The sequence below is a fragment of the Nocardia aurantia genome (assembly GCF_009604425.1).
Classification (GTDB): Bacteria; Actinomycetota; Actinomycetes; order Mycobacteriales; family Mycobacteriaceae; genus Nocardia; species Nocardia aurantia.
Genome location: NZ_WEGI01000014.1, coordinates 167,547 through 191,148, shown reverse-complemented (window position 1 = coordinate 191,148; position 23,602 = coordinate 167,547). Strand labels below are relative to the sequence as shown.

Annotated in this window: 24 protein-coding genes; 15 read left to right on the top strand and 9 right to left on the bottom strand. The window is 69.1% G+C overall.

Features of this window, described 5'->3' with window-relative positions; genetic code table 11:
• Positions 1–2 precede the first annotated feature (2 nt).
• From NRB56_RS30650 to NRB56_RS30625, 6 genes are read left to right on the top strand one after another with little or no spacing between them, the layout of a single operon-like run.
• The gene (locus tag NRB56_RS30650; RefSeq protein WP_153347806.1) at positions 3–1,304 is read left to right on the top strand and encodes an MlaD family protein; all 1,302 of its coding nucleotides are present in this window, start codon (positions 3–5) and stop codon (positions 1,302–1,304) included.
• Positions 1,301–2,338 carry an MlaD family protein gene (locus NRB56_RS30645; RefSeq protein WP_153347805.1) on the top strand — a complete coding sequence of 346 codons (1,038 nt, stop codon included), beginning with the start codon at positions 1,301–1,303 and terminating at the stop codon, positions 2,336–2,338. Before NRB56_RS30650 ends, NRB56_RS30645 begins: the two co-directional genes overlap by 4 nt.
• 11 nt (positions 2,339–2,349) lie before the next feature.
• Entirely contained in the window at positions 2,350–3,396 is a 1,047-nt protein-coding gene (locus NRB56_RS30640; protein ID WP_153347804.1) for an MlaD family protein, read from the top strand.
• Positions 3,393–4,502 (top strand): MCE family protein, encoded by a 1,110-nt coding sequence (locus tag NRB56_RS30635; protein ID WP_153347803.1) that lies wholly within the window; start codon positions 3,393–3,395, stop codon positions 4,500–4,502. Before NRB56_RS30640 ends, NRB56_RS30635 begins: the two co-directional genes overlap by 4 nt.
• Positions 4,499–5,599, top strand: coding sequence for an MCE family protein (locus NRB56_RS30630; RefSeq protein ID WP_319943770.1), 1,101 nt, complete (start codon positions 4,499–4,501; stop codon positions 5,597–5,599). The genes NRB56_RS30635 and NRB56_RS30630 overlap by 4 nt, the downstream gene beginning before the upstream one ends.
• Positions 5,600–5,615: 16 nt before the next feature.
• Entirely contained in the window at positions 5,616–6,890 is a 1,275-nt protein-coding gene (locus NRB56_RS30625) for an MlaD family protein (RefSeq protein ID WP_153347802.1), read from the top strand.
• A 1-nt stretch (position 6,891) separates the two neighbouring features.
• Here the strand turns inward: NRB56_RS30625 and NRB56_RS30620 are convergent, their stop codons facing one another.
• The 5 genes from NRB56_RS30620 to NRB56_RS30600 all read right to left on the bottom strand — a co-directional run bounded on the left by NRB56_RS30620 (position 6,892) and on the right by NRB56_RS30600 (position 10,886).
• Positions 6,892–7,500 carry a DUF308 domain-containing protein gene (locus NRB56_RS30620; RefSeq protein ID WP_194291049.1) on the bottom strand — a complete coding sequence of 203 codons (609 nt, stop codon included), beginning with the start codon at positions 7,498–7,500 and terminating at the stop codon, positions 6,892–6,894.
• 229 nt (positions 7,501–7,729) lie between these two features.
• On the bottom strand, positions 7,730–8,140 hold the full coding sequence (locus tag NRB56_RS30615) for a VOC family protein (RefSeq protein WP_153347800.1): 411 nt from the start codon (positions 8,138–8,140) through the stop codon (positions 7,730–7,732).
• Between the two features lie 28 nt (positions 8,141–8,168).
• The gene (locus NRB56_RS30610; RefSeq protein WP_153347799.1) at positions 8,169–8,591 is read right to left on the bottom strand and encodes a helix-turn-helix transcriptional regulator; all 423 of its coding nucleotides are present in this window, start codon (positions 8,589–8,591) and stop codon (positions 8,169–8,171) included.
• A gap of 66 nt (positions 8,592–8,657) precedes the next feature.
• Positions 8,658–9,374, bottom strand: coding sequence for an SRPBCC family protein (locus NRB56_RS30605; RefSeq protein ID WP_153347798.1), 717 nt, complete (start codon positions 9,372–9,374; stop codon positions 8,658–8,660).
• A 360-nt stretch (positions 9,375–9,734) separates the two neighbouring features.
• The gene (locus NRB56_RS30600; RefSeq protein ID WP_319943769.1) at positions 9,735–10,886 is read right to left on the bottom strand and encodes a coiled-coil domain-containing protein; all 1,152 of its coding nucleotides are present in this window, start codon (positions 10,884–10,886) and stop codon (positions 9,735–9,737) included.
• A 437-nt stretch (positions 10,887–11,323) separates the two neighbouring features.
• Between NRB56_RS30600 and NRB56_RS30595 the strand changes: the two genes are divergently transcribed.
• Positions 11,324–11,668 (top strand): Tn3 family transposase, encoded by a 345-nt coding sequence (locus NRB56_RS30595; RefSeq protein ID WP_319943807.1) that lies wholly within the window; start codon positions 11,324–11,326, stop codon positions 11,666–11,668.
• Positions 11,669–11,736: 68 nt separating this feature from the next.
• Here the strand turns inward: NRB56_RS30595 and NRB56_RS30590 are convergent, their stop codons facing one another.
• Positions 11,737–13,395 (bottom strand): AMP-binding protein, encoded by a 1,659-nt coding sequence (locus NRB56_RS30590; protein ID WP_153347796.1) that lies wholly within the window; start codon positions 13,393–13,395, stop codon positions 11,737–11,739.
• A 225-nt stretch (positions 13,396–13,620) separates the two neighbouring features.
• Here NRB56_RS30590 and NRB56_RS30585 point away from each other — a divergent pair, with 225 nt between their 5' ends.
• The 5 genes from NRB56_RS30585 to NRB56_RS30565 all read left to right on the top strand — a co-directional run bounded on the left by NRB56_RS30585 (position 13,621) and on the right by NRB56_RS30565 (position 17,721).
• Positions 13,621–14,310, top strand: coding sequence for a TetR/AcrR family transcriptional regulator (locus tag NRB56_RS30585; protein ID WP_194291048.1), 690 nt, complete (start codon positions 13,621–13,623; stop codon positions 14,308–14,310).
• Positions 14,311–14,418: 108 nt separating this feature from the next.
• A complete protein-coding gene (locus tag NRB56_RS30580; RefSeq protein ID WP_319943768.1) occupies positions 14,419–15,369 on the top strand; it encodes an esterase/lipase family protein in 951 nt (316 codons plus the stop codon).
• Positions 15,370–15,532: 163 nt separating this feature from the next.
• Complete coding sequence (locus tag NRB56_RS30575) at positions 15,533–15,802, top strand: hypothetical protein (RefSeq protein ID WP_153347794.1); 270 nt, start codon at positions 15,533–15,535, stop codon at positions 15,800–15,802.
• Between the two features lie 222 nt (positions 15,803–16,024).
• On the top strand, positions 16,025–16,441 hold the full coding sequence (locus NRB56_RS30570) for a YciI family protein (RefSeq protein WP_153347793.1): 417 nt from the start codon (positions 16,025–16,027) through the stop codon (positions 16,439–16,441).
• Positions 16,438–17,721, top strand: a complete 1,284-nt coding sequence (locus tag NRB56_RS30565; RefSeq protein ID WP_319943767.1) for an RNA polymerase sigma factor — start codon at positions 16,438–16,440, stop codon at positions 17,719–17,721. Before NRB56_RS30570 ends, NRB56_RS30565 begins: the two co-directional genes overlap by 4 nt.
• A gap of 189 nt (positions 17,722–17,910) precedes the next feature.
• Here the strand turns inward: NRB56_RS30565 and NRB56_RS30560 are convergent, their stop codons facing one another.
• From NRB56_RS30560 to NRB56_RS30550, 3 genes are all read right to left on the bottom strand, one after another.
• Positions 17,911–18,645 (bottom strand): alpha/beta fold hydrolase, encoded by a 735-nt coding sequence (locus tag NRB56_RS30560; RefSeq protein ID WP_153347791.1) that lies wholly within the window; start codon positions 18,643–18,645, stop codon positions 17,911–17,913.
• A 215-nt stretch (positions 18,646–18,860) separates the two neighbouring features.
• Entirely contained in the window at positions 18,861–19,892 is a 1,032-nt protein-coding gene (locus NRB56_RS30555) for a DUF6745 domain-containing protein (RefSeq protein WP_153347790.1), read from the bottom strand.
• A 41-nt stretch (positions 19,893–19,933) separates the two neighbouring features.
• Positions 19,934–20,254 carry a hypothetical protein gene (locus NRB56_RS30550; RefSeq protein WP_153347789.1) on the bottom strand — a complete coding sequence of 107 codons (321 nt, stop codon included), beginning with the start codon at positions 20,252–20,254 and terminating at the stop codon, positions 19,934–19,936.
• A gap of 186 nt (positions 20,255–20,440) precedes the next feature.
• Between NRB56_RS30550 and NRB56_RS30545 the strand changes: the two genes are divergently transcribed.
• From NRB56_RS30545 to NRB56_RS30535, 3 genes are all read left to right on the top strand, one after another.
• Entirely contained in the window at positions 20,441–21,376 is a 936-nt protein-coding gene (locus NRB56_RS30545; RefSeq protein ID WP_153347788.1) for an STM4015 family protein, read from the top strand.
• Positions 21,373–22,557: an STM4014 family protein gene (locus tag NRB56_RS30540; protein WP_194291047.1), complete on the top strand. Its 1,185-nt coding sequence runs from the start codon at positions 21,373–21,375 to the stop codon at positions 22,555–22,557. The genes NRB56_RS30545 and NRB56_RS30540 overlap by 4 nt, the downstream gene beginning before the upstream one ends.
• Positions 22,558–22,729: 172 nt before the next feature.
• A complete protein-coding gene (locus NRB56_RS30535) occupies positions 22,730–23,548 on the top strand; it encodes an STM4013/SEN3800 family hydrolase (RefSeq protein WP_153347787.1) in 819 nt (272 codons plus the stop codon).
• The last annotated feature ends 54 nt before the right edge of the window (positions 23,549–23,602 follow it).

Sequence of the window (23,602 nt, the reverse complement as noted above, 5' to 3'; positions counted from 1 at the left end):
AGATGCCCATCGCTTTCGAATCCGACGGGCGGCCGGTCTCCGACCGCGTATTGTTCCTGCGCGGAATCGTTTTCCTGATCGTGGCCGCGGCCGTCGCGGCCCTGATGATCGCCCGCTCCGAGGGCGTGTTCGAGCGGCCGGTACGGGTCACCGCCGAACTGGTCGACGTCGGCGACGGGCTTCCGGCGAAATCGGATGTGAAATATCGCGGGGTCCTGGTCGGCCTCGTGCGGTCGGTGACCGCGTCCACCGGTGGCGGCCCGAATCAGGTGCACATCGACCTGTTCCCGCATTCGGCGGTGGGGATACCCGGCACCGTCACCGCACGGGTGGTGCCGAGCAACGTATTCGCCGTTCCCTCGGTGCAATTGGTCGACAACGGCCGGGGCCCGGCACTGGCGGCGGGTGCGCGCATTCCGCAGGACCACGGCCTGGAGACCGTCCGATTGCAGACCTCGCTGACGGCGCTGAGCCGGATCGTCGCCGCCGCGGGCCGTTCTCCGGCGGATCCGACCCTGGGCATCCTCGCCACCGTCGAACAGGCCACCAGCGGACACGGCGCGGACGCGCTGCGCGCCGGCGCGCAGCTGGACCGTATCGCCCGCGGCCTGGACACCGCCATGGCACCGGACGGCAACCCGTCGATGCTGGTCGCGCTGGCCGCGGCGTTGAGCGGATTGCAGTCCGCCGCACCGGATCTGCTCGACGCGGTGCACCACGCGGTGGTGCCGATGCAGGCGCTGGCGGCCGACCGGATCCAGCTCGCCGATCTGCTCTCCGGCGGCCTGGTCACCACCACTACGATCGGAAACGCGTTGCAGCACAACACCGATACCATCACCGGCGTCACCGGGCGGATGTCGCCGGTACTGGACGTGATGGCCCGGGGTGGGGCGAACTTCACCCAGATGGCCGTCTCGGAGACCAGGCTCTCCACCGTGTTCCGGAACGAGTTCTGGCACAGCGACACCCAGGGCGCGACCGCGAAGGTCATCGTGGAACTCACCCCGCACAAGCAGTACACGCGCGCCGACTGTCCCCGCTACGGCGATCTGGCCGGACCGAGCTGCGAGACCGCGCCGGCCGGCGGGCCGAGCATCATCGGCGCCGGCGGCAATCCGAACGACGACGACCGCATGCTCGGCGGGGCCGTCGGCCCGGTCGGCAGCCGCGCCGAACAACAGCGCATCGCCGACGCGTTCGGCGGCCCGCCGAATTCCGCAGCCGATCTGCTGATCGGACCACTGGTGCGCGGCAACGACATTCGGATCCTCCCGGCCCCACCGGACGGAGGCGCGAAATGAGTGTCCGCGGACCGCTGTTCGGCGTGATCCTGTTCCTGGTGGCGTCGATCGCCGCGACCTGGACCGTCTACGCCACCCTGCAGCGCGGCGTGCCCGGCCGGTCGGATCGGTATTCGGCGATCTTCACCGATGTGTCGGGCCTGCGCACCGGCGACGACGTGCGCATGGCCGGGGTCCGGGTGGGCCGGGTCGACGCCATCGACCTGGAGGGCACGAACGCGAAGGTGACCTTCGAGGTCCAGCACGGTCAGCCGATGTACACCGACACGGTCGCCGCCGTCACCTATCAGAACCTGATCGGCCAGCGCTACATCGGATTGTCGTTGCGCGGCAACGGAACCCACACAATGCTCCGGCCGGGAGCGCAACTGCCGCCGGACCGCACCGAGCCGTCGTTCGATCTGTCCAAGCTGCTCAACGGTTTCGAGCCGCTGTTCAGCGTGCTGCAGCCGAAGGACGTGGACAACATCACCGCGGCGGTGATCCGGGCGCTGCAGGGCGACAACGGCTCGATCGCCGCGCTGATCGCCGAAACCTCGCGCCTGGCCGAGACATTCACCGGCCCGGACGAGATCCTCGGGCAGTTGATCGACAATCTCGCGCGCGTTCTCACCGATCTGGCGCACCAGCGTGGGGACCTGCAGACCGTGATCACCCAGACCGGCAAGATCTTCGACGGTCTGGCGGCACAGCGGGACACCCTGTTCGATCAGGTCGATTCGCTGTCGGTGGTGCTGGATCGGGCCGCGCAGGTGGTGCGCGGCGCGCAACCGCAGATGTCCGTGTTCCTCACCCGGGAACCGGGTTTCAGTCAGCACTTCCTCAACAACCAGGACAAGTTCGCCTATCTCGGCTACAACCTGCCGCTGATGTTGCAGGGCATGACCAGGATCGTCGACAAGGGCGCGTATCTGAACGCCTACGTGTGCAACATCCACTTCAGTATCGCGCCGGGGGTGGATCCGATCATCGAGAATCTGCTCGCCCTCGCCGGACCGAGCGGATCCGTCGAGCATTCGGCGATCTGCAGATGAGAGGGATCCCGATGCCGATCCGGACCTGGTGGCGGTCGGCGCGCGGCCGCCCGCTCGACAGCTACGACCGGGTGCGACTCGGCGCGGCGGCGATCGTCGTGCTGCTGGTGGCGGTGGGGATCACGGTGTACGTCAACTCGCTGCACCTCGGGCAGGTCACCTACCGCGCCGATTTCGCGCAGGCCGCCGGGGTCGGCGCGGGCGACGCGGTGACCGACGCCGGCATCCAGGTCGGCACGGTCACCGGCACCCGGCTGGCCGGGGACCACGTGGTGGTCACCATGAAGATCCGGTCCGGGGTGGCGCTGGGCGCCGAGACGCGCGCGGCGATCAAACTGACCACCCTGCTCGGCTCGCGCTACGTCGAATTACGTCCGGCCGGGCCGGGGACGCTGCCCGGCCGCACGATCGCAGTGTCGCACACCGAGGTTCCCTACGATCTGGAAACCGCGCTGCAGGCGGCCACCACCACGTTCTCCCAGGTCGACGCGGACCGCATCGCGACCTCGATGACCACGCTGTCGCAGCAGTTGCAGAGCGTGCCGGCGCTGGTGCCCGAGGTGTTGCGCAACGTGCGGGATCTGTCGGCCGTGATCGCCGGGCGGCGGGCGCAGATCGCCGCATTGCTGACCAGCACCGCCCAGGTCACCCAGGTGATCCGCGCGCAGCAGGCCGACCTGGCCGGACTGATCGGGCAGGGCACCGCGGTGCTGCAGGAGATCGCGACCCGGCATGCCGCGTTGCAGCGGCTGATCGCCGCGGCCACCACGCTGGTGCACGAACTGGAACCGATCGCGGTCGGCGACCAGCCGCAGATCCAGCAGTTGCTGACCAATCTCGCGACCATGACGCACCTGATCGCCGCGCACGACGACCTGCTGCGCAACATCCTGCAGATCCTGCCGGTGCCGTGGCGCTATTTCTCCGACGCCACCGGCACCGGCGCGGAACTGATCGGCAACGCACCCGCCGGCGCGTTCATCGACTCGTTCATGTGCGCACTCAGTGCCAAGGCGCAGCAGGCGAATCTCACGCCCTACCTGAAGGATTGCCAATGAGCGGGCCGCTGCGCACGATCCAGTGGGTGGCGCTGCTGGCGCTCGGCGTGCTGGTCGCCGCGGGCTGCGCCGGCGACGGCGGCCTCGTCCACCACACCCGCACGATGACCGCGCAGTTCGACAACGGCAAGGGACTCTACCTCGGCAACAAGGTATCGGTGCTGGGCATGCCGATCGGCAAGGTCACCGCGATCCGCCCGCACGGCACCGGGGTGGACGTGACGATGTCGGTGGACGCGGACGTCCCGGTGCCCGCCGACGCGCAGGCGGTGACCGTCTCCGATTCCCTGCTGACCGACCGGCACATCGAGTTGTCGCCGCCCTACCGCGGCGGCCCGGCCCTGCCGGACCACGCCGTGCTCGATCTCGCGCACACCAAGACCCCCGTCGAATTCGAGAGTCTGCTGGCCATGGCGGACAAGCTGTCCGCCTCGCTGGGCGGCGACGGCAACGGCAACGGGCCCGTCGCTGATCTGCTGACCCTCGGCGCGAACACCACCGCGGGCAACGGCGGCCGGCTGCGCGACGCACTGAGCGCGTTGTCGCAGGCTCTGCAACTCGGCCCCGAAAACGGCGCCGCGACCCGGGCGGCGATCACCGAGGTCGTCACCGATCTGGACGCGCTCACCGCGGCCGCGGCCCGCAACGACCGCACGCTGCGCGACTTCGGTTCGGGGGTGCGGCAATTGAGCGAACTGCTGGCCGAGGAGAACTTCGGCGCCGGCGACACCGGCGCGCAGTTGAACGCGATCGTCGCGCAGGTCGCCGATCTGCTGCAACGTAATCGCGGCGCGCTGGCCGGACTGGTGACCGATTCGACCACGATGACGACGTCGATGGCCGACCACCAACGCGACCTCGCCGAATTCCTCGACGTGTTCCCGCTGGTGGCCGACAACACCTACAACGCGATCGATCACGACATCGGCGCGCTGCGGGCCTCGGTGGATCTGAACCGGGTGCTGCTCGACGGTCAGATGGTGAAGGAGATCTGCAACCTGCTCGGCCTGCACGAATTGGGTTGTGCCACCGGATCGATGAAGGATATGGGCCCGGATTTCGGTCTCACCGCGATCCTGCTCGCGGCGGCGGGGGTGCCGCGGTGACGGCCACGATCCGGCGGGTCGCGACCGCGGCGCTGGTCCTGCTGACCGGCGCCGGCTGTGCGGTGTCGGTCGACCGGCTGCCGTTGCCGGCCCCCGGTCCGGGCGGCGGCACCTACACCGTGACCGCGACCTTCGCCAATGCCCTGAATCTGCCCACGAAGGCGAGGGTGAAGCTCAACGGCGCCGACGTCGGCGAGGTCGCGACGATGACCGTACGGGACTACACGGCCGTGGTCACGATGCGTATCGGCAACGGGGTGCTGCTGCCGGTCGGCACCACCGCCGAACTGCGCTCGGCGACCCCGCTCGGCGACGTGTTCGTGGCGGTGACCCCGCCGGTCCACCCGGATCCCGCCGCCGGCCCGCTGCGCGACGGCGCGAACATCCCGCTGGCCGCGACCACCGAGGCGGCCAGCATCGAGGAGGTGCTCGCGCGGGCGGCGCTGCTGGTCAACGGCGGCACCATCGAGAACGTCACCCGGGTGCTCAACGCGCTCGGCGAGGATGTCGGCGGCCGCGGCGACAGACTGGCCGAGCTCATCGCGCACACCCGCGAACTGCTGGACGGGCTCGCGGCCCGCTCGGACCGGATCCGGGAGGTGGTCGCCACCGCCGAGCAGCTGGGAGCGACTGTGGCACAACAACAGTCATCGCTCGACGCCGCGATCGCCGCGGCCGGCCCGGCCAGTGCCACGCTGGCCGCCAACACCCGCGGCCTGCTGGATCTGGTCGGCAAGCTCGCCGTCATCGCGACCGAACTGTCGCGTTTCCCCTCGGTCCGGGGCACCAACGATCGCAGTCTGATGGCCGAGGTCGACCAGCTGGCCCGCGAGCTGAACGACGCGGCGGCGAGCCCGGAGGCGAATCTCGGCTCGCTCAACAGCATCATCGCGCCGATCCTGAAGATTCTGGACGGCACCTCCGCGCACGCCGACATCGATGTCGCCCAGGTCGCGATCGGGGCGGTGCCGGACCCGAACTTCCCCGGCGATCCCGGCGCGCGGCCACCCGACGAGACCGACTGGATCAATTTCGTGGGCTCGCTGCAATACAACCTGGGCCGTCTGCACGACCGCATCGCGGGACCCGGCCGATGACGGAGAGGCGGAGCGCATGACCGTGAGACCGGGGATCGCCGAACGCGCGGCGCGGGTGCTCGTCGACGCCGTGCGGGTCCTGCCCCGGCACCGGACATCGTTGTCGGTGCTGGGCCTGCTGGCCGTCCTCGTGTTCGGCGCCGGCTATCTGTCGGTGGGCGCGCTGCAACTGGATCCGTGGCGATCGCATTTCCGGGTCACCGTCGAGCTGGACCAATCCGGTGGGCTGCTGCCGAATCAGGACGTGACCCTGCGGGGTGTGCGGGTCGGGCGGGTCTCGTCGGTGGAGGTGCACGGCGAGACCGTGCTCGCCCGGGCCGAGATCGACGGCGGCGCCCACATCCCGGCCAGCGGAACCGTCCAGGTGTCGGCCCTGTCGGCGGCAGGCGAGCAATATCTCGACTTCGTACCCACCGGTGAGGGCGGCCCGTACCTGTCCGACGGATCGGTGGTGACCGCCGACCGCACCTCCACCCCGGTCACGCTGAGCACCATGCTCGGTGATTTCAACGGCACACTCGCCCAGGTCGATCCGGCGAAGCTGGCGGCCATCCGGCAGGAACTGGGCGCGGGCCCGGACGGCCCCCGGAAGCTGCGCGCGATCGTCGACGGCGGGATGTTCCTGGTGTCGACGCTGGATTCGGTCCTGCCGCAGACGCTCGGCCTGCTGCACAACAGCACCGTCGTGCTGACCACGATGGCCGACGTCGCCCCCGGTCTGCGGGTCACGTCCCGGAATCTGGCGGCCACCGCGGCGGGTGCCGCCGGCATGACGAACGGTTTCGACACGCTCGTCCGGCAGACTCCGGGCCTGCTGTCCACCTTGGACAGCGTGATGGCCGACAATTCGCCGACGATGGTGCAATTGCTGGGTAATCTCGTGACGGTTTCCCAGATGGCGTATGTGCACATTCCCGCGATGGAGGAATTCTTCTTCCCGCAGCAGCGCACGGGGTCCACCCTCGACGCGGTCGATTCGGCATTCCACGACGGTGTGGTGTGGGCGCTGGTCAGCATCTATCCGCGCCGGGCCTGTGATTACGACATGCCGCGTCGGCCGAGCACCGTCCCGGACTTCCCGCCGCCGTATATCGACGCGCACTGCACCGATCCCGACCCGACGCTGCTGCCGCGCGGCGCGCGCAACGCACCCCGCCCGCCGGGCGACGACACCGCTTACGCCGCACCGGGTTCCGATCCCCTGGCCACCGCGGATCGCACCCCGAGCGGGCCACTGTCGATCCCGACCCCGTACGGCGGCACCTGGGCCCCCACGTACGTCCCGCGCTGATTCAGGCGCGGTGCCCCGGCGGCAGCAGGCCGCGCACGCCCGCGCCGCCCCGCACGGCCGCCGCGCGATCGAACCGCGCGGCGATGTGGATCTGCCCCGCGCCGAGCAGGATCACGCAGAACCCGACCAGCACCGACAGCGCCACAATGGTTTTGGTCTGCCACACCAGGATTCCCAGACCGGCGGCCAGGGTCAGCAGTCCGGAGACCTCGAGATAGGAGCTGTCGGGCAGATTCTCCGACCACGCGCCGACCATGGCCTGCACGATGCCGTGCGCGACGAACGCCATCGCGATCCAGACCGCCAGCAGTGTGGGCCATTCGCTGCTCCGCATACACGAAAACCCCAGCAGCGTAACGAATACGGCGATGAGGTAGGTCAATGTTCGCATCGCGCGGCCGATCCGGGCCCGCGCCGCGAAGACCACCTCCCACGCCGCGAGCAGGAACAACGCGAGCGCGAACAGCGCCTCCGACACCCGTGGTGGCTTGTCCGGCCATGTCGCCATCACGACACCGAGTACCAGGGACACCCAGCCTAGGACGAACGCCGCCTGCCAGGCGCCACCGTCGAAAACATCGGTGCGCCCGGTGACTCGCAGTATGGGCATGAATCGATGATATGGCCCGGAATGCGGTAGCTGTCCATTCGCTGTCAGCGAATACCGGTGCCGCATAACCGGAACAATTTCCGTTGCGTGACCGGCGGCCGGCGGATCCGGCCGAACAACCCGGTAATCGCACGAAATTCATGAATATCGGATTCGATTGCCTCGGCTTTTTCCGCGCCGATTTCGTGCGTGACCGGCGACCGGATCGTGACCGGTCCGTGACGGCCGCTCAGTGCACCTCGTTGATCCGCAGCAGATTGCCCGCGGGGTCGCGCACCGCGCAGTCGCGCACACCGTAGGGCTGATCGACCGGCTCCTGCACGATATCGGCGCCCCCGCTGCGCAGCCGCTCGAACAGCGCGTCCAGATCCTTGGTCGCGAAGGACATGATGGCGTAGGTCCCCTTGGCCATCATGCGCGCGACGGTCGCGCGCTCGTCGTCGGTGCGACCAGGATCGGCCTCCGGCGGATAGAGCACGATGGATGTTCCCGGCTGCGCGGGCGCCCCCACGGTGATCCAGTGCATCCCGTTGAATCCGACCTCCTTGCGCACCTCGAAACCGAGCAGGTCGCGGTAGAAGGCCAGCGAGGCCTCCGGATCGGTATGCGGGAGGAAGGCGGAGTGGAGGGTGATATCCATGGCCCCAGGCTAGATGCCGGAAGGTAACCTATGCTTCTCGATTCCTGATCGGTCTGGTCACCTGCTTCGCGACGCAGGCCGGAATGCCCTCGACATCCCCCACCTGATCGCGCCGGTACACGCTCGGCGGCACCCCCACCAGCTCGGTGAACCGGGTGCTGAAGGTGCCCAGCGACGAGCACCCCACCGCGAAGCACACCTCGGTGACGCTCAGGTCCCCACGCCGCAGCAACGCCATCGCCCGCTCGATGCGGCGGGTCATCAGATAGCTGTACGGTGACTCCCCGTACGCGATCCGGAACTGCCGGCTCAGATGCCCCGCCGACATGTGCACGTCCCGCGCCAGCGCCTCCACGTCCAGGGGCTGTGCGTAGTCGCGATCGATGCGATCGCGGACGCGCCGCAGCAGCACGAGATCACTCGGATGCTGGGCGGTCGGCTTACTGGTCATCTCCGACATGGTGCCACGCGGCGGCGCGATGTGCCCGGACAGGTTTCCCGCTACCGGAGGGCTACCTCAGGCCGTCGTGGTGACGTCGGCCACGGAAACGGCCTGCCCGGTGGATCGAGCCACTTGGGCCAGAGCCGACTCGTGCAGGGTGGCGTTGTAGTCGGGGACCGCGGGCCCGCCGATCCCGCGCAGGCACGATCGGGCTACCTCGTCCGCGTTCGGTCCCTGGCCCCACAGGGCTCCGCCGAGCCCGCGTTGCCGCACTGTGGTCGCCGGCCGTGGTGCCGATGGCTCGTGGCCGACATCCGACCGCGGGTGCCCAGCGGCTACAGCACGCCCGTTCTCGATATCGCGTTTCAGCGCGAGCTGATAAGCCCGGTGCGACGCCGTCCCGTTGTCGGCGGTGAACCGGATCAGGGCCGGATCGGCGAGGAAGGTGAGACGCTCGTCGACCGTCGTGGTGCCGTCACCGTTGTCGGTGAAGGTGATCCGCTGGTGGGTGGTGATGTCCGGGACGTCCCAGCTGTCACTGGTGTAGTAATGCTCCGCGGCGTGGATGCGCTGCTGCGCCTGGGTGTGTCCGGGGAAGGTCACCGGCCCCATCGGAATGTCTTCCAGCGCAGTGAAATCGATGACCCGGACGCCGTCCTCCTCGCAGCTGCGGTGGGTGACGACATCCTTCAGGAACGGATGGCGGCCGATATCGTTGCGGATGTCGGAGTACACCGCCCAGACCTCGTCCCGCGGGGCGGCGATGGTGATCGGCAGATCCGCTTCCGTCACGGACCGGGAGTCGCTCGAATTCCGCTGCTCCGCTTGATAGATCGACCAGCTGGCCTGCCATTCCGGCGTGTACCCGTTCACCGACTCGACACAGGCCGGCGTCGATTCCGCGTGTGCCGCAGGCGAAATCGACGCAGACGCGACAACAGCCAACGCACACCCCATCACGAACCGCATGCGCGGGACATTACCCGACCGGGAGCCGGTCCGGCGCGCCTACCGCGCGGCGGCCGAGCACTGCCTACCGCGCGCGATGGGGACGTGGCTCAGGGCGGTGCGAGATCGGCGGGCCCCGTTTTCCGTCCACTGGTCATGAATATGCCCGGCCCGCTTGCGCGGCGCCGGCCGGCCGGCCGGCGTTCAGCTCGGCGCCTGCTGCGCTGCGGCCCTACGGGTGTCGGCGAGTAGTTCATCCAGCAGTCGCTCGGCCCTCTCGGCGCGTGCAAGCGACTGCGCCCGCGTCTGGTCGACCGCGGTGAGCCGGTCGGCGAATTCCCGCTGGGTCTGCTCGAGCGTCTTGGCCGCCTCGGCTCGGACTGCCGCGACATCGGCGGCCGCCTGCCGGCGCATCTCGGCGAGTTCGCCACGCGCCGCGTCGGTTTCGGCTCGTGCTCGGGTCAATTCCTGCTTGCTGTCGGCCAGCGCTTGGTTCCGCTCCGCGACTGCGGCCTCGGCCCGGTCTATGGCTCGCTCCGCGTCGGCGACGCGTTGCACGGCCAGATCACGTTCCGCGGCAGCCGCGGTAACCTGTTGCGCCGCTTCCCGTTTGGCCCGCTCGGTCTCCGCCGCAGCCTTCTGCCGCGCGAGCCCGATCTCCTCGGCCGCCTGCTCTCTGGCCCGCTGCATGTCGTCGGCAGCCTCGCGCCGCGCGGTGCGCACGTCGGTCTCCGCCTCGGTCCGCGCCTCGAACACGTCGTCGGCCGCCTGTTTGGTGACCTTCTCGACCTCCCGTAGCGCGTCGTCCCGCGCCGCCAGCGCTTCGGCGATCCTTGCCTCCGCAGATTCGGCGGCGGACGCGGCGTCCTCGGCAGCGGCCTCCGCCGCATCCCGCGCTTCCTCGGCTTCCCGCCGCGCCTGTTCGGCTGCGACGGTCGCCATCTCCGCTTCGGCGATCCGCCGTGCGGCATCCGCCTGCACCGCCTGGATCTGCGCTTCGGCCACGGCCGGATCGGCGAGTGTGGACAACTCCGCGACCGCGGCATTCAGGGTGTTCCCGAGCTGCCCCGCCAGCTGACGGAACTGAACGAGCAGCTCATCGGCCCGCAACCGAGCCGTGGTGGCCGGCCCCTGTTGCGTCACAGTGACGTTGGTGGCCGATGCTTCGACACCCTGCTGCTGCCGTTGCCGTTCCCGCCAGGCGCGCCACCGAGTGTGCTCCGGGTGATCACAGTATTCCGACGGCCGCCCCGGACCGCCGCCGCGCGTCACGGGTCGCGCACACCCCGGATAGTTGCAAACGTTCGACACCCGCGAATCGTAGCGTTTGTTTCGTCGAATCCAACGAATCAACACGCAACGAAACCCAGTGGCTCCGTTCGGAAACGAGCGACCTCTGACCTCCGATAAGTGAACCTTATCGGAGGTCAGCTTCAGTCGCTTCCCCATTCGTCGACGGAATTAATACGTTTACGTTTGGTTGGTTCAAACGAAACGAATAGGTGGCGAAAGTCGAGAAAAACTGGGATCGGTGGGACGCCCGTACCGAACAGCCCGAGGCGATACCGGAATGTCCTCGCCTGATCGCCCAACCCGGCGCGGACCGCCGTCCCGCGCGGACCCGTCGCCGAATTCCTTCGCTTGCGAGGCGGAGCCGGATCAGGGCACACCGAGGACGAGATCCGCTACGCGCGGCGCCGCTACCTCAACGCCGAAGCCGCCCGGAAGATCGCGATCGAGATCGCCAACGCCACCCGCCTCGGAGGTCCACGTGATGGTCGACGGCGCGATCCATCACGGCACCGAGATGCAGGTGGAACGGAGCGAACTCGATCATCTTCTACGGCAAGAACTCCGAGATCGCCTCCTCGAACCGCCGTGACGAACAGGAGATGTCGGTGTTGTGCCTGCGGATCTGCCAGGCCGCCCTCGTGTACGTGAACGTGCTGATGATCCAGGACATCCTCGATGACCCCGGCAACCCGCTCGAGCTGGGCGCCGAGGATGAACGCGGCCTCACCCCGCTGTTCTCGTCTCATGTGCTCCCGTACGGAGAGGTGAAACTGAACATGAACAGCAGTCTGGCCGCTCGGCGGATAGCCTGCGGTACCCCTGGGCCGACGCCGAGCTCTTACTGACAGCCGCAGTCATCTCCATACTGCGGGATACCGGGCGGTGATTCGTGCGTCCGTGTTCGTGCCTGTGGTTATGTTCGGTCGGCCTGTTCGTCGGCGAACAGCTTTGTCGAGGTTTCTCGTATGTCGATTTTGCGGATCTTGCCGGTGACGGTCATGGGGAATTCGTCGACCAGGTGCACGTGTCGGGGGATCTTGTAGTGGGCGAGGCGGCCGTGGCAGAAGTCGCGCAGTGCGGTGGCGTCCAGGAGTGTGGCGCCGTCGCGGAGTTGGATCCAGGCGACCAGTTCTTCGCCGTATTTCGGGTCCGGTATGCCGACGACCTGGGCGTCGAGGATGTCGGGGTGGGTGTGGAGGAATTCCTCGATTTCGCGGGGGTAGATGTTCTCCCCGCCGCGGATGACCATGTCTTTGATGCGGCCGGTGATCGCGATGTAGCCGTCGTGGTCCATGGTGGCCAGGTCGCCGGTGTGCATCCAGCGTGCACTGTCGATCGCCTCGGCCGTCTTACCCGGCTCGTTCCAGTAGCCGAGCATGACCGAATAGCCGCGGGTGCACAGTTCACCCGGCTCGCCGCGGGGCACCGTGCGCCCGGTCGTCGGATCGACGATCTTGATCTCCAGGTGCGGGCCGACTCGGCCGACGGTGGCGGTGCGGTGATGGATCGAGTCGTCGCGGCGGGTTTGGGTGGACACGGGGGCGGTCTCTGTCATGCCGTAGCAGATACACACCTCCCGCATCCCCATCCGGTCGATCACCTGCTTCATCACTTCCACCGGGCACGGTGAGCCGGCCATGATCCCGGTGCGCAGCGATGACAGGTCGTAGGTGTCCAGTTCCGGTTCCGCCAGCTCGGCGATGAACATGGTCGGTACCCCGTACAGCGATGTACAGCGTTCGGTGGCAACGGTTTCCAGCGTGCCCCGTGCGTCGAAAGAGGCTGAGGGAATCACCATCGCGGCGCCGTGGGTGGTCGCGGCCAGGTTGCCCATCACCATTCCGAAGCAGTGGTAGAACGGCACCGGGAGGCAGATGATGTCGGCTTCTGTGTAGCCGCAGAGTTCACCGACGAAGTAGCCGTTGTTGAGGATGTTGTGGTGGCTCAGCGTGGCCCCTTTGGGGAATCCCGTGGTGCCCGAGGTGTATTGGATGTTGATCGGGTCGTCCGGTGACAGCATCGCCTGCGCGGTGGCCAACGCGGCAGGATCGCCGGCCCGGCCGGTCTCGAGCAGCGCGATCCAGCTGGGGTCATCGAGCAGGATCACCTGCTCGAGCCCGGGGCAGCGTGTGCGCACCTGTTCGATCATGACCGCGTACTGCGAGGTCTTGAACTGTGTGGCCGCGATCAGCATCCGGATCTCGGCCTGGTTGAGTACGTATTCCAGTTCGTGGGCCCGATAGGCGGGGTTGATCGTCACCAGCACCGCCCCGATCCTGGCGGTCGCGTATTGGGTCAGAACCCACTCGGCCCGGTTGGGCGCCCAGATGCCGACCCGGTCTCCCTTGACGATCCCGCTCGCGAGCAAACCCAGAGCCACCATGTCGACCTCGGCGACGAATTGTCGATAGGTCCAGCGGACTCCGGTCACCCGGTCGATGAGGGCCACGCGTTCCCCGTGTGCCGTCACGGTCCGGTCGAGGTTGACGCCGATGGTGTCGCTCAGCAGCGGCGTCTGCCAGCTGCCGTGGGCATAACTGGTTGCAGCGGCACTGCCCGTCGTCGCGCTCATAGATCGACCATCCTGTTCACCCACTCCGCCGGCAACCCCCAGCGGAGGTTGCGTTCGAACTCTTGTTTCCCCATCGCTGCATCCCCGCAGGCCCCGGGCTTCGGGCCGGTCAGGGGCGGTGTCCGAGCTCGTGGCGCCACACTCCACGATTCGGAACTATTGACGCCCTAATAGTTCTGCGGAACTATTACACGGGTGGTAGTCCCATTGTGTCAAGATTGGACGGTGACCAGACCCGGCGCCCCCCTGTCCCACCTGCTGACGCGCGCTGTCGGCGCCATCGCACACGCCGCCCCGGCCGGCGACGGCACCGAGGCCCGCGTCCTGGACGCGGCCATCGCGGTGCTGGCCCGCAAGGGCACCCGTGAGGCGACCATGGACGACGTCGCCGCCGAATCGGGGCTGGGCCGCACCACGCTGTTCCGCCGCTTCGCCGGCAAGGACCAGTTGTTCGAACGCGCTCTGGCTCGTGAGTTCAGCCTCATGCTGGATGGGCTGGCCGAACGAATCGCACGGGTCACCGGCCCCACCGAACAACTCGTCGAAGGATTCGCCGCCTTCATCCAACTGGTCCACCGCCATCCCCTGTTCCGCGGCGGCGACCCCGAGCGCCGCGCCGAGTTGGTGCAGGCACTCGATCACGGTGACCCGTCTCCGATGCGGTGGGGCCACACCGCGGTACGGACCCACCTCGCCGTCTCCCAGGCCGCTGGCACGCTGCCCCCCGGAGATCCCGACCGCCAAGCCGACGCCGTGGTCCACCTGGCCCTCGGCTACATCGCGGCCCCCAGCCTCGTCGACGACCTCGCCGACCTCGCCGCGATCGAGCACCTCGCACGGATCGCCCTCACCCCGATCCTTACCGGCACACCACCGTCGCCGACCCGCCCCCACAACCGCGCCACACCGGACTGACCGGCCGCAGCTGTCCGTCGCGGCCCGGCCCCGGCGCAGACCGCATCAGGCGGCAGTCCGTGCGCGTGCGGGCACGCGTCGGTCGCAACCCCTTATCGAAGGAGCAAAGTGAGCACGAACCTGTCCGGAGCAAGGGCGCTTCGGCTCGGCATCCTCGCCGCCGCCGCTGTGCTGGCAACCGTCCTCGGTGGCGGCACTGCCGCACCCGCGCACGCCGATCCGCCTCCCGCGCAGCCCTACGCGGTACCGGACCAGTTCCTGATCGACGCGATCAGGGCCTCGCTTCAAGGCGGCGGAGCCGCCAGCGCGCCGGGGACCAACGACTGGACGTGCAAGCCCACCGCGCAACATCCCGAGCCGGTCGTTCTGGTCCACGGGATTCTGGCCAACCGCAACGACAACTGGCAGACCTACGGCCCCTTGCTGGCCAACGCCGGTTACTGCGTCTACGCGCTGACCTACGGCGGCCCGGGCGGCGACCCCGACGGGTTCATCGGAGGGCTGGGATCGATGCGCAACGGTGCCGCCGGCCTCGACGCCTTCGTCGACCGCGTCCGCCAAGCCACCGATGCGCCCCAGGTCGCGATCGTCGGGCACTCGCTCGGCGCGACCATGCCCTACTGGTACCTCAAAGCCGGTGGTGGCGCCGGGAAGGTGTCGAAGATGATCGGCCTTGCCGGCGCTGTCCAAGGCTTCGAGCGCAACATCGTGACCACCGGCTCGGCCGACATCATCCAAGGAGAAGGACTACCGAGTTCGACGTTCATGCAGGAACTGCACGACGGCGGAATCACGGTACCCGGAATCGCCTACACCCAGATCGTCACCAGATACGACGAAATCCTCCCCTACACAGCGGGCCTGATCGACGAGGCCGGCGTCACGAACTACATCGTGCAGGACCTGTGCCCCCAGGACTACGCCGACCACCTGTCCATCAACTCCGACCCCGTCACCGCCCGACTGGTCCTCAACGCCCTCGACCCCGGACATCCGCAACCGGTGGGATGCACCCTCGTCCTGCCCGCGATCGGAGTTCCCCCCACCGGCCCCAGGTAGCAGGCGCTCAACCGCACATGAGCGCGAGGGTCTGGCCGCCGCATGGGCCGGCGGCGCGAAATCCGGGCGGCGCCCCCAGGTTGCCGCGCTCGGCGCCACCGAACAGGTCCGCGCCGACTACCGCGACGGTGTCAGCATCGCGGCACTGGCCCGCCGCCACCGGGTGAGCCGGGTCGCGATCCGCACCGCGGTCGCAGACCTGAGGCCCGGGCGCGACAACTCCCCTGACCCCACCGGCGCGGAAGGTGAACCACAGCAACCGATCCGGATCGAGATTCCCGGAACCGTCACCGCGCCACCAAGGGCGCACCGGCTGCTGCTGGCCGCGGCCCAGGCGGCGGCCGGGGAGAACGCGTCGAGCGCCGACCGGAAGGCACTGCGGATCTACCGAGACCGGCTGAACACCGCGACCGGCGCGGATACGGAGTCCTGACCAGCACCACATCGAACGCAGCACCGCCCATGTACCTGGTGACACGATCCTTACCAGCACCCCGATCAGGTGGACGCGTGCCGGAACGCCGGCGAGACCGGACACGAATCTGCCGGACATGTCCTCGATCCGATCGCCGAGTGATGTCCGAGAATGGTGCTCGACTCCGACGTCTCAGGTGAGCGGCGCAGACAGCGTCGCCGACGACAATCGGGAGCAACCATGAAGTACATGATCTTGACCTACGGCAGCCAGCAGGATTACGACGCCTTGGCCGGTGCGAACACCGGCGGTCCGGCTTGGACCCCTGACGATGTCGCCGCGATGGGCGCGTTCATGGAGACGTTCTCCAAGGAGCTGGAGGAGTCCGGCGAACTGGTGGAGACGCGCGGGCTCGCGGCACCGGTGCACACCCGCAGGCTCGGTGCGAAGGACGGCACCGCGTTCGTGACCGACGGGCCCTATGCCGAGACGCAGGAGGTGCTGGCCGGGTATTGGGTCGTCGAGTGCGAAAGCTTCGATCGGGCCACCGAGATCGCCGCCCGGCTGAGCGGATGCCCCGCTCCCGAGCAGGTCGCCGCCAACGCCTACGCCGACGTGCGCCCGATCGTCGGAAGTCGCGACGACCTGGAGCTGTGACATCCTCGTCCGGCCGGCCGCTCGAGGATCTGCTGCGCGATCTCGCGCCGCAGATCCTCGGGGCGGTGGTGCGCCGCTACGGCCATTTCGACCTCGCCGAGGACGCGGTTCAGGAGGCGCTGACCGCGGCGGCGATCCAGTGGCGCGCCGGTAGCCTCCCGGACAACCCGCGGGCCTGGCTGATCACCGTGGCCGCCCGCAAGTTGACCGATCTCCTGCGCAGTGAGCAGGCTCGCCGCCGCCGCGAGGACGACCTCGCGGCACGGGCGCTGCCCGAACAATGGCTCGCACCGCCCGCCGATCGGCAGCCGTCGGACACCGACGACACGCTGATCCTGCTGTTCCTGTGCTGCCATCCGGCACTGTCGTCGCAATCACAGGTGGCCCTGACGCTGCGGGCGGTCGGCGGCCTGACCACCGCGGAGGTCGCCCGCGCGTTCCTGGTCCCCGATGCCACCATGACCCGGCGCATCAGCCGTGCGAAGAAAACGGTCAAGGACAGCGGCGCCGCGTTCGCCCCGCCCACGGTCGCCGACCGGGCCGATCGGCTCGCGGCGGTGCTGCACGTGCTCTATCTGATCTTCACCGAAGGCTACGCAGCCACCTCCGGGCCGACCCTGCAACGGGTGGAGTTGTCGAGCGAGGCCATTCGGTTGACGCGCATCGTGCACCGGCTGCTGCCCGACGACAGCGAGGTCACCGGCCTGCTCGCGCTGATGCTGCTCACCGACGCCCGCCGGCCGGCCCGCACCGGCCGCGGCGGCGAGCTCGTCCCGATGGCCGAACAGGACCGCACCCGCTGGAATTCGGCAGCTGTCGCCGAGGGCATCGCGTTGCTCACGCACGCTCTCCCGCGCGGCGAGACCGGCCCGTATCAACTTCAGGCCGCGATCTCCGCGCTGCACGACGAAGCACCGGACTACGCCGCCACCGACTGGCCCCAGATCGTCGCGCTCTATCGGCAATTGATGCGGATGACCGATAATCCGATGGTCGCGCTCAACCACGCCGTCGCCGTCGCCATGGCCACCGGGCCGGCCGCCGGACTCGCACTCGTCGAAGCCCTGGCCCACGACCCTCACCTCGCGGACGACCACCGGTTACACGCCGTCCGCGCACACCTGCTCGAACTGTCCGGCGACCACGAACAGGCCCGCATCAGCTACACCCTCGCCGCGGAGAAAACCATCAGCCTGCCGCAACAGCGCTATCTGCACGCCAGAGCGGCACGCTTGTCCGAAACCCGGGGTGACGGGCAGGCCACCTATGTTCCTCCGTAACCGAATCACTTGTCCTGCAAAATATTTGGTGCCTTCCGGAGAGCGGGATCAGTCCCGCAGGTGACCGATCCCCTGTGGTGGTGACGGATCGGCCCGGCCTCTCTTGCCGAGGAATGTTCGAGACTCGTCCTCGATGAGGAGTGACCGGGCCGATCCGCCTGTCGCCCGCTGCCTATCGCGGGACCGATCTCACCTCAGGTGCCGCGCGAAGAATCCGGCCGCGTCCTCCCCCGCGGACTGCGGGACCCCGGTGTGTCCGCCCATGTTGGCGAGCAGCGTCTTCTCCTTCGAGCCGAAGGCGTCGAAGAGGTCCAGGGCTGCCTGCCGGTCGTTGCCTTCGTCGTCCCATTGCAGCAGGACGTGCAGCGGAATGGTGACGCGGCGGGCTTCCTCGAACATGACGCGAGGAACGAAACTTCCGGCGAACAGGCCGGCGGCCACGATGCGTGGCTCGACGACCGCCAGCCGGACACCGATGGAGATCACTCCTCCCGAATATCCGACCGGGCCACCGACCTCGGGCAACGCGAGAAGGGCGTCCAAAGCGGCTTGCCATTCGGGGACCGCTTTGTCGACCAACGGGAGGACGACGGCGTCGATGATCTCGTCGCTGACCGGCTCGCCGGCCTGTATCGTCCGGCGCAGATCCGCGCGCACCCGATCGAGGGCGTCCCAGCGGGGACGGTCGCCGCTTCCGGGAAGTTCGATGGTGGCCGTGGCGAAACCTTCCGCCGCGGAGCGGAGTGCCCGGGCCACCAGACGGGGATACATCTTCGACAATCCGAGGGTGGGATGGCCGAGCAGGATCAGCGGAACCGGTTCGGAGGCGGATTCCGGCGTCCAGAGGATGCCGGGGATGTCGCCGAGAGTGAACTTGCGCTCGAGGACGTCGTCATCGAGGCGCTGTTCGGAAGTGAATTGCATGGTCGTGCCTTTCGGGAGTGCTCGTGAAACGGCGCTCCCGGACGACCTATCGCCCGACCGTGACCCCGGAGGGGAGCACCCATGTGATTACTACGTTCACGGGTACCACCTCCTCGTCGTCCGGCACGGCTCCCGGAAGGTTAGCAGCGACCGGCCACCGACCGCCAACGGGTTTTCCGAAGACCTCCTCCGCCTAGTATCCGGGCCCTCATGCCTCACGTCTGCTGCAGCGGGGCGTAGTCGGCGGCGTCGAGGTCGAAGGTCCAGGCGACACCCGCACGGGCAGTCTGGGTTTCGGGTGGGACGCGGAGCCAGTAGGTGTGGTGGGTGCCGTCCGGTTCGGGGGTGGAGTTGACCACCTCGACCATGACGACGTCCTCGTCGTCGGACAGCGGGATGCGCCAGAGGATTCCGGTCTCGTCGCGGTGTACCGGCTCGGCCCCGGATTCGGCGAGGTAGCGGTCGTAGCCGTAGTGCTCCAACAGGACTCGGCGCAGTTCCGCGTTCTCCTCGCCGCGGATGCGGGCCGGGGTGAGGGTGGACAGTCCGGCGAGGAAGTCGGTGTGTACGGGCATGCCGTGCCAGGCGTGCAGGGCGAAGCCGTCGGGGAACAGCACGGCCGGGCCGTCGGCGGCATGCAGGCGGCCCGCCTCGTCGCGCAGCAGCCGGGACGGGCGTTCGCAGAGCACGACCACGTGCTCGAACGGCCACCACCAGCCGGCGGCGCGTGCCACTCCGGCGAGACCGGACAGCCGCTCGGCGCGGTCGTCGAAGGCCGCCAGCCAGGGGGCCTCGTGCTGACCGAGCACCGCGTCGAGCAACAGGCCGCGCACCTCAGCCTCGGCGGCCGCGGGGTCGGTATCGATGTATCGGCCCGATTCGAGCATCGCCGCGACCACACCGGCCCGCAGCCGGTCGGTGAGCAGGCGAGTGGTGTCCCACAGGTGGCCGCCGGTGGCGTGCCACAGTTCGGTCCAGCCGGCCGGGCCGAGTTCGTCGTGCAGGCGTCGGCGCTCGGCGGCCCAGGGAAGGGTGCGGATGTCCTCGCGGACCGAGCGACCGGGGGCGTCGAGATCGGCGAGGGCGAGCACGCCGCTCAGGGGTGAGTCCGCCCAGACGAACCCGGCGGGTTCCGCGAGCCCCGCCGCGCGATAGGCCTCCCGCACCGCGGTCTCGGCGGCCGGGCGGTCGGCGGGACCGGTGGCGGCGGCGACGGCGACGGCACGCCACGCGTCGATGTCCGACATTCTGAAACTCCTTGTGCAGTGGACGAATTCGGTGCGAAAAGTCAGTCGGCGACGATCCGGACGGCGCCCGGCGTGTATTCGCGCTGCCGGACCACCCGGTACCAGCCCTTCGGCAGCACGATGGGCGCGTGCTCCTCGTGTACCAGCCGCCCGCCCTCCGGCAGATGCAGCAGCCGGATCGACGGACCCGAGCGCAGCAGCCGCCCCGGCGCGGTGAGCGCGTGCGCGTGGCCACTGACCTCGCCGAGCGCCAGCACCATGCGGCCGTGCGCATCTCGCGGTTCACCCGGCGCCTCGCGCAGATGTCCGGGCACCGCTTCGTCGGACATCGGCACGATCAGGACATCTCCCTGCCGAAACATGTTCGCTCCCTTCCCCGCCGCCGCTCGTGCGCCGGCTCGATGTCGAAAGTAGCGCGGGGGTCCGACAGTCCGCGACCGGTGTGCAACCCCGGCCGGATGCTGTCGGACCGACTTGGTAGAAACGTCCCGATACCTCGGATCGGCCGGATCGCCACCGGCACCGACCTCGCCCAGGGAGCTTGCGACATGACCATTTCCGAGCACATGGAGACATTCCACGGCCTGCCGATCTTCGAGTTCCCGGAGCCCGGCGAATCGCCGGCGCTGCCCACGGCCGACGCGGCGGCCTGGCGGATCTCGGTGTTCTACGACGCCGACGAGACCTGGGCGCAGGCCTTCGGCCGTTTCCTCGCCGCGGTCGACTCGACCGCGGTGCGGGCCCTGGTGGTCGGCAGCTGGGCCGACGAACCCGGTGAGGGCTCCGAGGAGGTGGTCGCCGCGCTGGTCGAGGCGAAGGACAGGTTCCCCGCGCTGCGGGCGCTGTTCCTCGGCGACATCACCTACGAGGAGAGCGAGATCTCCTGGATCAACCAGTCGGATGTCACCCCGCTGCTGACGGCGTTCCCGCAGCTCACCGAGTTCGGTGTGCGTGGTGGCGACGGCCTGGTGTTCCCCCCGATCACCCACACCGCGCTGCGCTCGCTGACCGTGGAGACCGGCGGGCTCGGCGGTGAGGTGGTCCGCGGAATCGGGGCCAGCGACCTGCCCGCGCTCGAGCGGCTCGACCTGTGGCTGGGCGTGTCCTGGTACGGCGGCACCGCCACCGTCGCGGATCTGGAACCGTTCCTGTCCGGCACGCGGCTACCGCGCCTGACCACACTCGGCCTGCACAACAGCGAGATCCAGGACGAGATCGCCATCGCGATCGCCGCCGCGCCCGTCGTGGCCCGGCTGTCCACCCTGGACCTGTCCATGGGCACGCTCGGCGACGTGGGCGCCGAGGCTCTGCTGGCGGGTCAGCCGCTGACCCATCTCCGCACGCTGGACCTGCACCACCACTTCATGACCCAGGCGATGGCGGACCGCGTGGTCGCGGCTCTGCAACCGGCCGGTGTCACCGTCGACGTCTCGGAGTCGGAGACCGCCGACGCCGAGGACCGCTACACGGCCGTCGCGGAATGAGCACACCGGGTTCGGCTGCCGCGCTCGGCCACGGCGAATCCGCGGCCGAGCGGTACGGGCACGGCGCAGTCCGGCTCGCGCTGGTCGGCAATCCGGAGAACCGGCGGGTCTCCCTGTTCCAGGACGCGCTGCGCCGGGCCGGCTGCCCGCCGGCGCGGGTGGTCGCCTGGCACGAAGTACTGTCCGGCCGAGCCGAATTCCGCCCGGGCGAAATGGTGCGGCTCGACTCGCCGGGCGAGAATCCGGCGGTGGACCGGGCACTGCGCGAAGTGGCGGATCCGGCCCGCGCGGAGGGCACCGCGTTGTGGTACGAGCGCTTCCTGGCCGCCGCCAGATCCGTCGCGGACCGCGTGACCGATTGCGGCGCAACGTCACTCGACGCTCCGGACGAGCTCGCCGTGCTGTTCGACAAGCGCCGTTGTCATGCCGTGCTGCGCGAAGCCGGTGTCCCGGTGCCGTTCTCGCCGACCTCCGGGGGCGTCACGGCGGTCCGCGGCTGGGCCGACGTCCGAGATCTGATGACGGCGACCGGGTTGCGCCGGGTGTTCGTCAAGCTCGCGCACGGGTCGTCCGCCTCCGGCGTCCTGGCGGTGGAGACCGCGAGCGACGGCCGGGTGCAGGCGACCACTTCGGTGGAACGCGACGAGCGTGGCCGCTTGTTCAATTCGCTTCGGGTGCGCCGATATACGACCGTGGCCGAGGTCGCCGCGATCGTCGACGCGCTGGCCCCCGACGGACTGCACGTGGAACGCTGGCTGCCGAAGGCGTCGCTGCACGGTCGCAGCGCCGATCTTCGGGTCGTGGTGGTCGGTGGCCGCGCGACCCACGCGGTGGTCCGCACCGGCCGGTCACCGATGACGAACCTGCACCTCGGCGGCGCCCGCGGCGACCTGGCTGCTGCGCGCCGGGCCATCGAGAGCGCGGGCGCCCACTGGGCCGATGTCCTCACGCTGTGCGAGCAGGCGGCGGCGTGCTTCCCGGGATTCTCGCGGGTCGGTGTCGACCTGCTCCCTCTCATCGGGTGGCGGCGGTTCGCGGTCGGCGAGGTCAACGCCTTCGGCGACCTGCTGCCGGGCCTGAACGGGTTGCCGGGCAGCGGCGCCGAGCACGGCGACGCCTACGACGCGCAGGTCGCGGCGATCACGCACCGCTTCGGAAACGAGCGGCCACATGCCGCCTGACCATCAGGACGAAGCCGTGCGGCTCGGCCGGGCCGGCCATCTCGATCGGGCCGAAAGCTCGCAGCCGACCACACATCCGGCCCGGACGATACCGCCCGCGGTTCGGCCAGAGTGGGTTGCGCACTCGGGTCCGGAGCCCGCCGGTGACCATGGTCTCGCGGATCAACCGGACATGAACGAAGTGGTCGGCCGGGACGATCTGCTGTTCGTCACCCTCGACACGTTGCGGTACGACGTGGCCGTGGAACTCGCCGAAGCCGGCCGCTTGCCCACGCTGAGCCGGTACCTGCCGGGCGGACAGTGGGAAAAGCGCCATGCGCCGGGCAATTTCACCTACGCCTCGCATCACGCCATGTTCCAGGGGTTCCTGCCGACACCCGCGACGCCCGGCCCGCATCCGCGGCTGTTCGCGGCGAGATTCGCCGGCAGCGAGACGACGGTGGGCCGCACCTTCGTCTACGACGCACCCGACCTGGTCACCGCGCTGGGCGACGCCGGATATCACACCGTCTGCCTCGGCGGGGTGGGCTTCTTCAACAAGCGCAGCGCGGTCGGCTCGGTGCTGCCGGGCCTGTTCCGGGACAGCCGTTGGGAGCCGGCGTTCTCGGTCGCGTCACCGCGCTCGTTCGACGCCCAGATCGACTGCGCCGAGCGGATCGTGGCGGCGTTGCCGCCGCAGCGCCGGTTGTTCCTGTTCGTGAACGTGTCCGCGCTGCATCAGCCGAACTGGTTCCACCAGCCCGGCGCCACCGAGGCGACCGGTGACACCCGCGAAACCCACGCTGCCGCACTGGAATACGTCGACCAGCGGATCGGCCGGTTGTTCGCCGCCGCGAGCCGCCGGCGGCGCTGCTTCGCGATCGTGTGCTCGGATCACGGCACCGCTTACGGCGAGGACGGCTACACCGGTCACCGGCTCGGCCACGACTCGGTGTGGACCGTGCCCTACGCCCACTTCTTCCTCGAACCGGCCGCACCCGGTGCGGCATGAGCACGCGACGGAAACCGTTGGCCCACAGCCACGCCGGAGTAACTCGAACGGACT

Coding starts and splice junctions, on each gene's coding strand:
- NRB56_RS30620 (WP_194291049.1), bottom strand. CDS start 7,500: ATGCCCATACTGCGAGTCACCGGGCGCACCGATGTTTTCGACGGTGGC.
- NRB56_RS30650 (WP_153347806.1), top strand. CDS start 3: ATGCCCATCGCTTTCGAATCCGACGGGCGGCCGGTCTCCGACCGCGTA.
- NRB56_RS30540 (WP_194291047.1), top strand. CDS start 21,373: ATGAGCACACCGGGTTCGGCTGCCGCGCTCGGCCACGGCGAATCCGCG.
- NRB56_RS30550 (WP_153347789.1), bottom strand. CDS start 20,254: ATGTTTCGGCAGGGAGATGTCCTGATCGTGCCGATGTCCGACGAAGCG.
- NRB56_RS30560 (WP_153347791.1), bottom strand. CDS start 18,645: ATGCAATTCACTTCCGAACAGCGCCTCGATGACGACGTCCTCGAGCGC.
- NRB56_RS30610 (WP_153347799.1), bottom strand. CDS start 8,591: ATGACCAGTAAGCCGACCGCCCAGCATCCGAGTGATCTCGTGCTGCTG.
- NRB56_RS30635 (WP_153347803.1), top strand. CDS start 3,393: ATGAGCGGGCCGCTGCGCACGATCCAGTGGGTGGCGCTGCTGGCGCTC.
- NRB56_RS30545 (WP_153347788.1), top strand. CDS start 20,441: ATGACCATTTCCGAGCACATGGAGACATTCCACGGCCTGCCGATCTTC.
- NRB56_RS30615 (WP_153347800.1), bottom strand. CDS start 8,140: ATGGATATCACCCTCCACTCCGCCTTCCTCCCGCATACCGATCCGGAG.
- NRB56_RS30640 (WP_153347804.1), top strand. CDS start 2,350: ATGCCGATCCGGACCTGGTGGCGGTCGGCGCGCGGCCGCCCGCTCGAC.
- NRB56_RS30570 (WP_153347793.1), top strand. CDS start 16,025: ATGAAGTACATGATCTTGACCTACGGCAGCCAGCAGGATTACGACGCC.
- NRB56_RS30625 (WP_153347802.1), top strand. CDS start 5,616: ATGACCGTGAGACCGGGGATCGCCGAACGCGCGGCGCGGGTGCTCGTC.
- NRB56_RS30645 (WP_153347805.1), top strand. CDS start 1,301: ATGAGTGTCCGCGGACCGCTGTTCGGCGTGATCCTGTTCCTGGTGGCG.
- NRB56_RS30590 (WP_153347796.1), bottom strand. CDS start 13,395: ATGAGCGCGACGACGGGCAGTGCCGCTGCAACCAGTTATGCCCACGGC.
- NRB56_RS30535 (WP_153347787.1), top strand. CDS start 22,730: ATGAACGAAGTGGTCGGCCGGGACGATCTGCTGTTCGTCACCCTCGAC.
- NRB56_RS30555 (WP_153347790.1), bottom strand. CDS start 19,892: ATGTCGGACATCGACGCGTGGCGTGCCGTCGCCGTCGCCGCCGCCACC.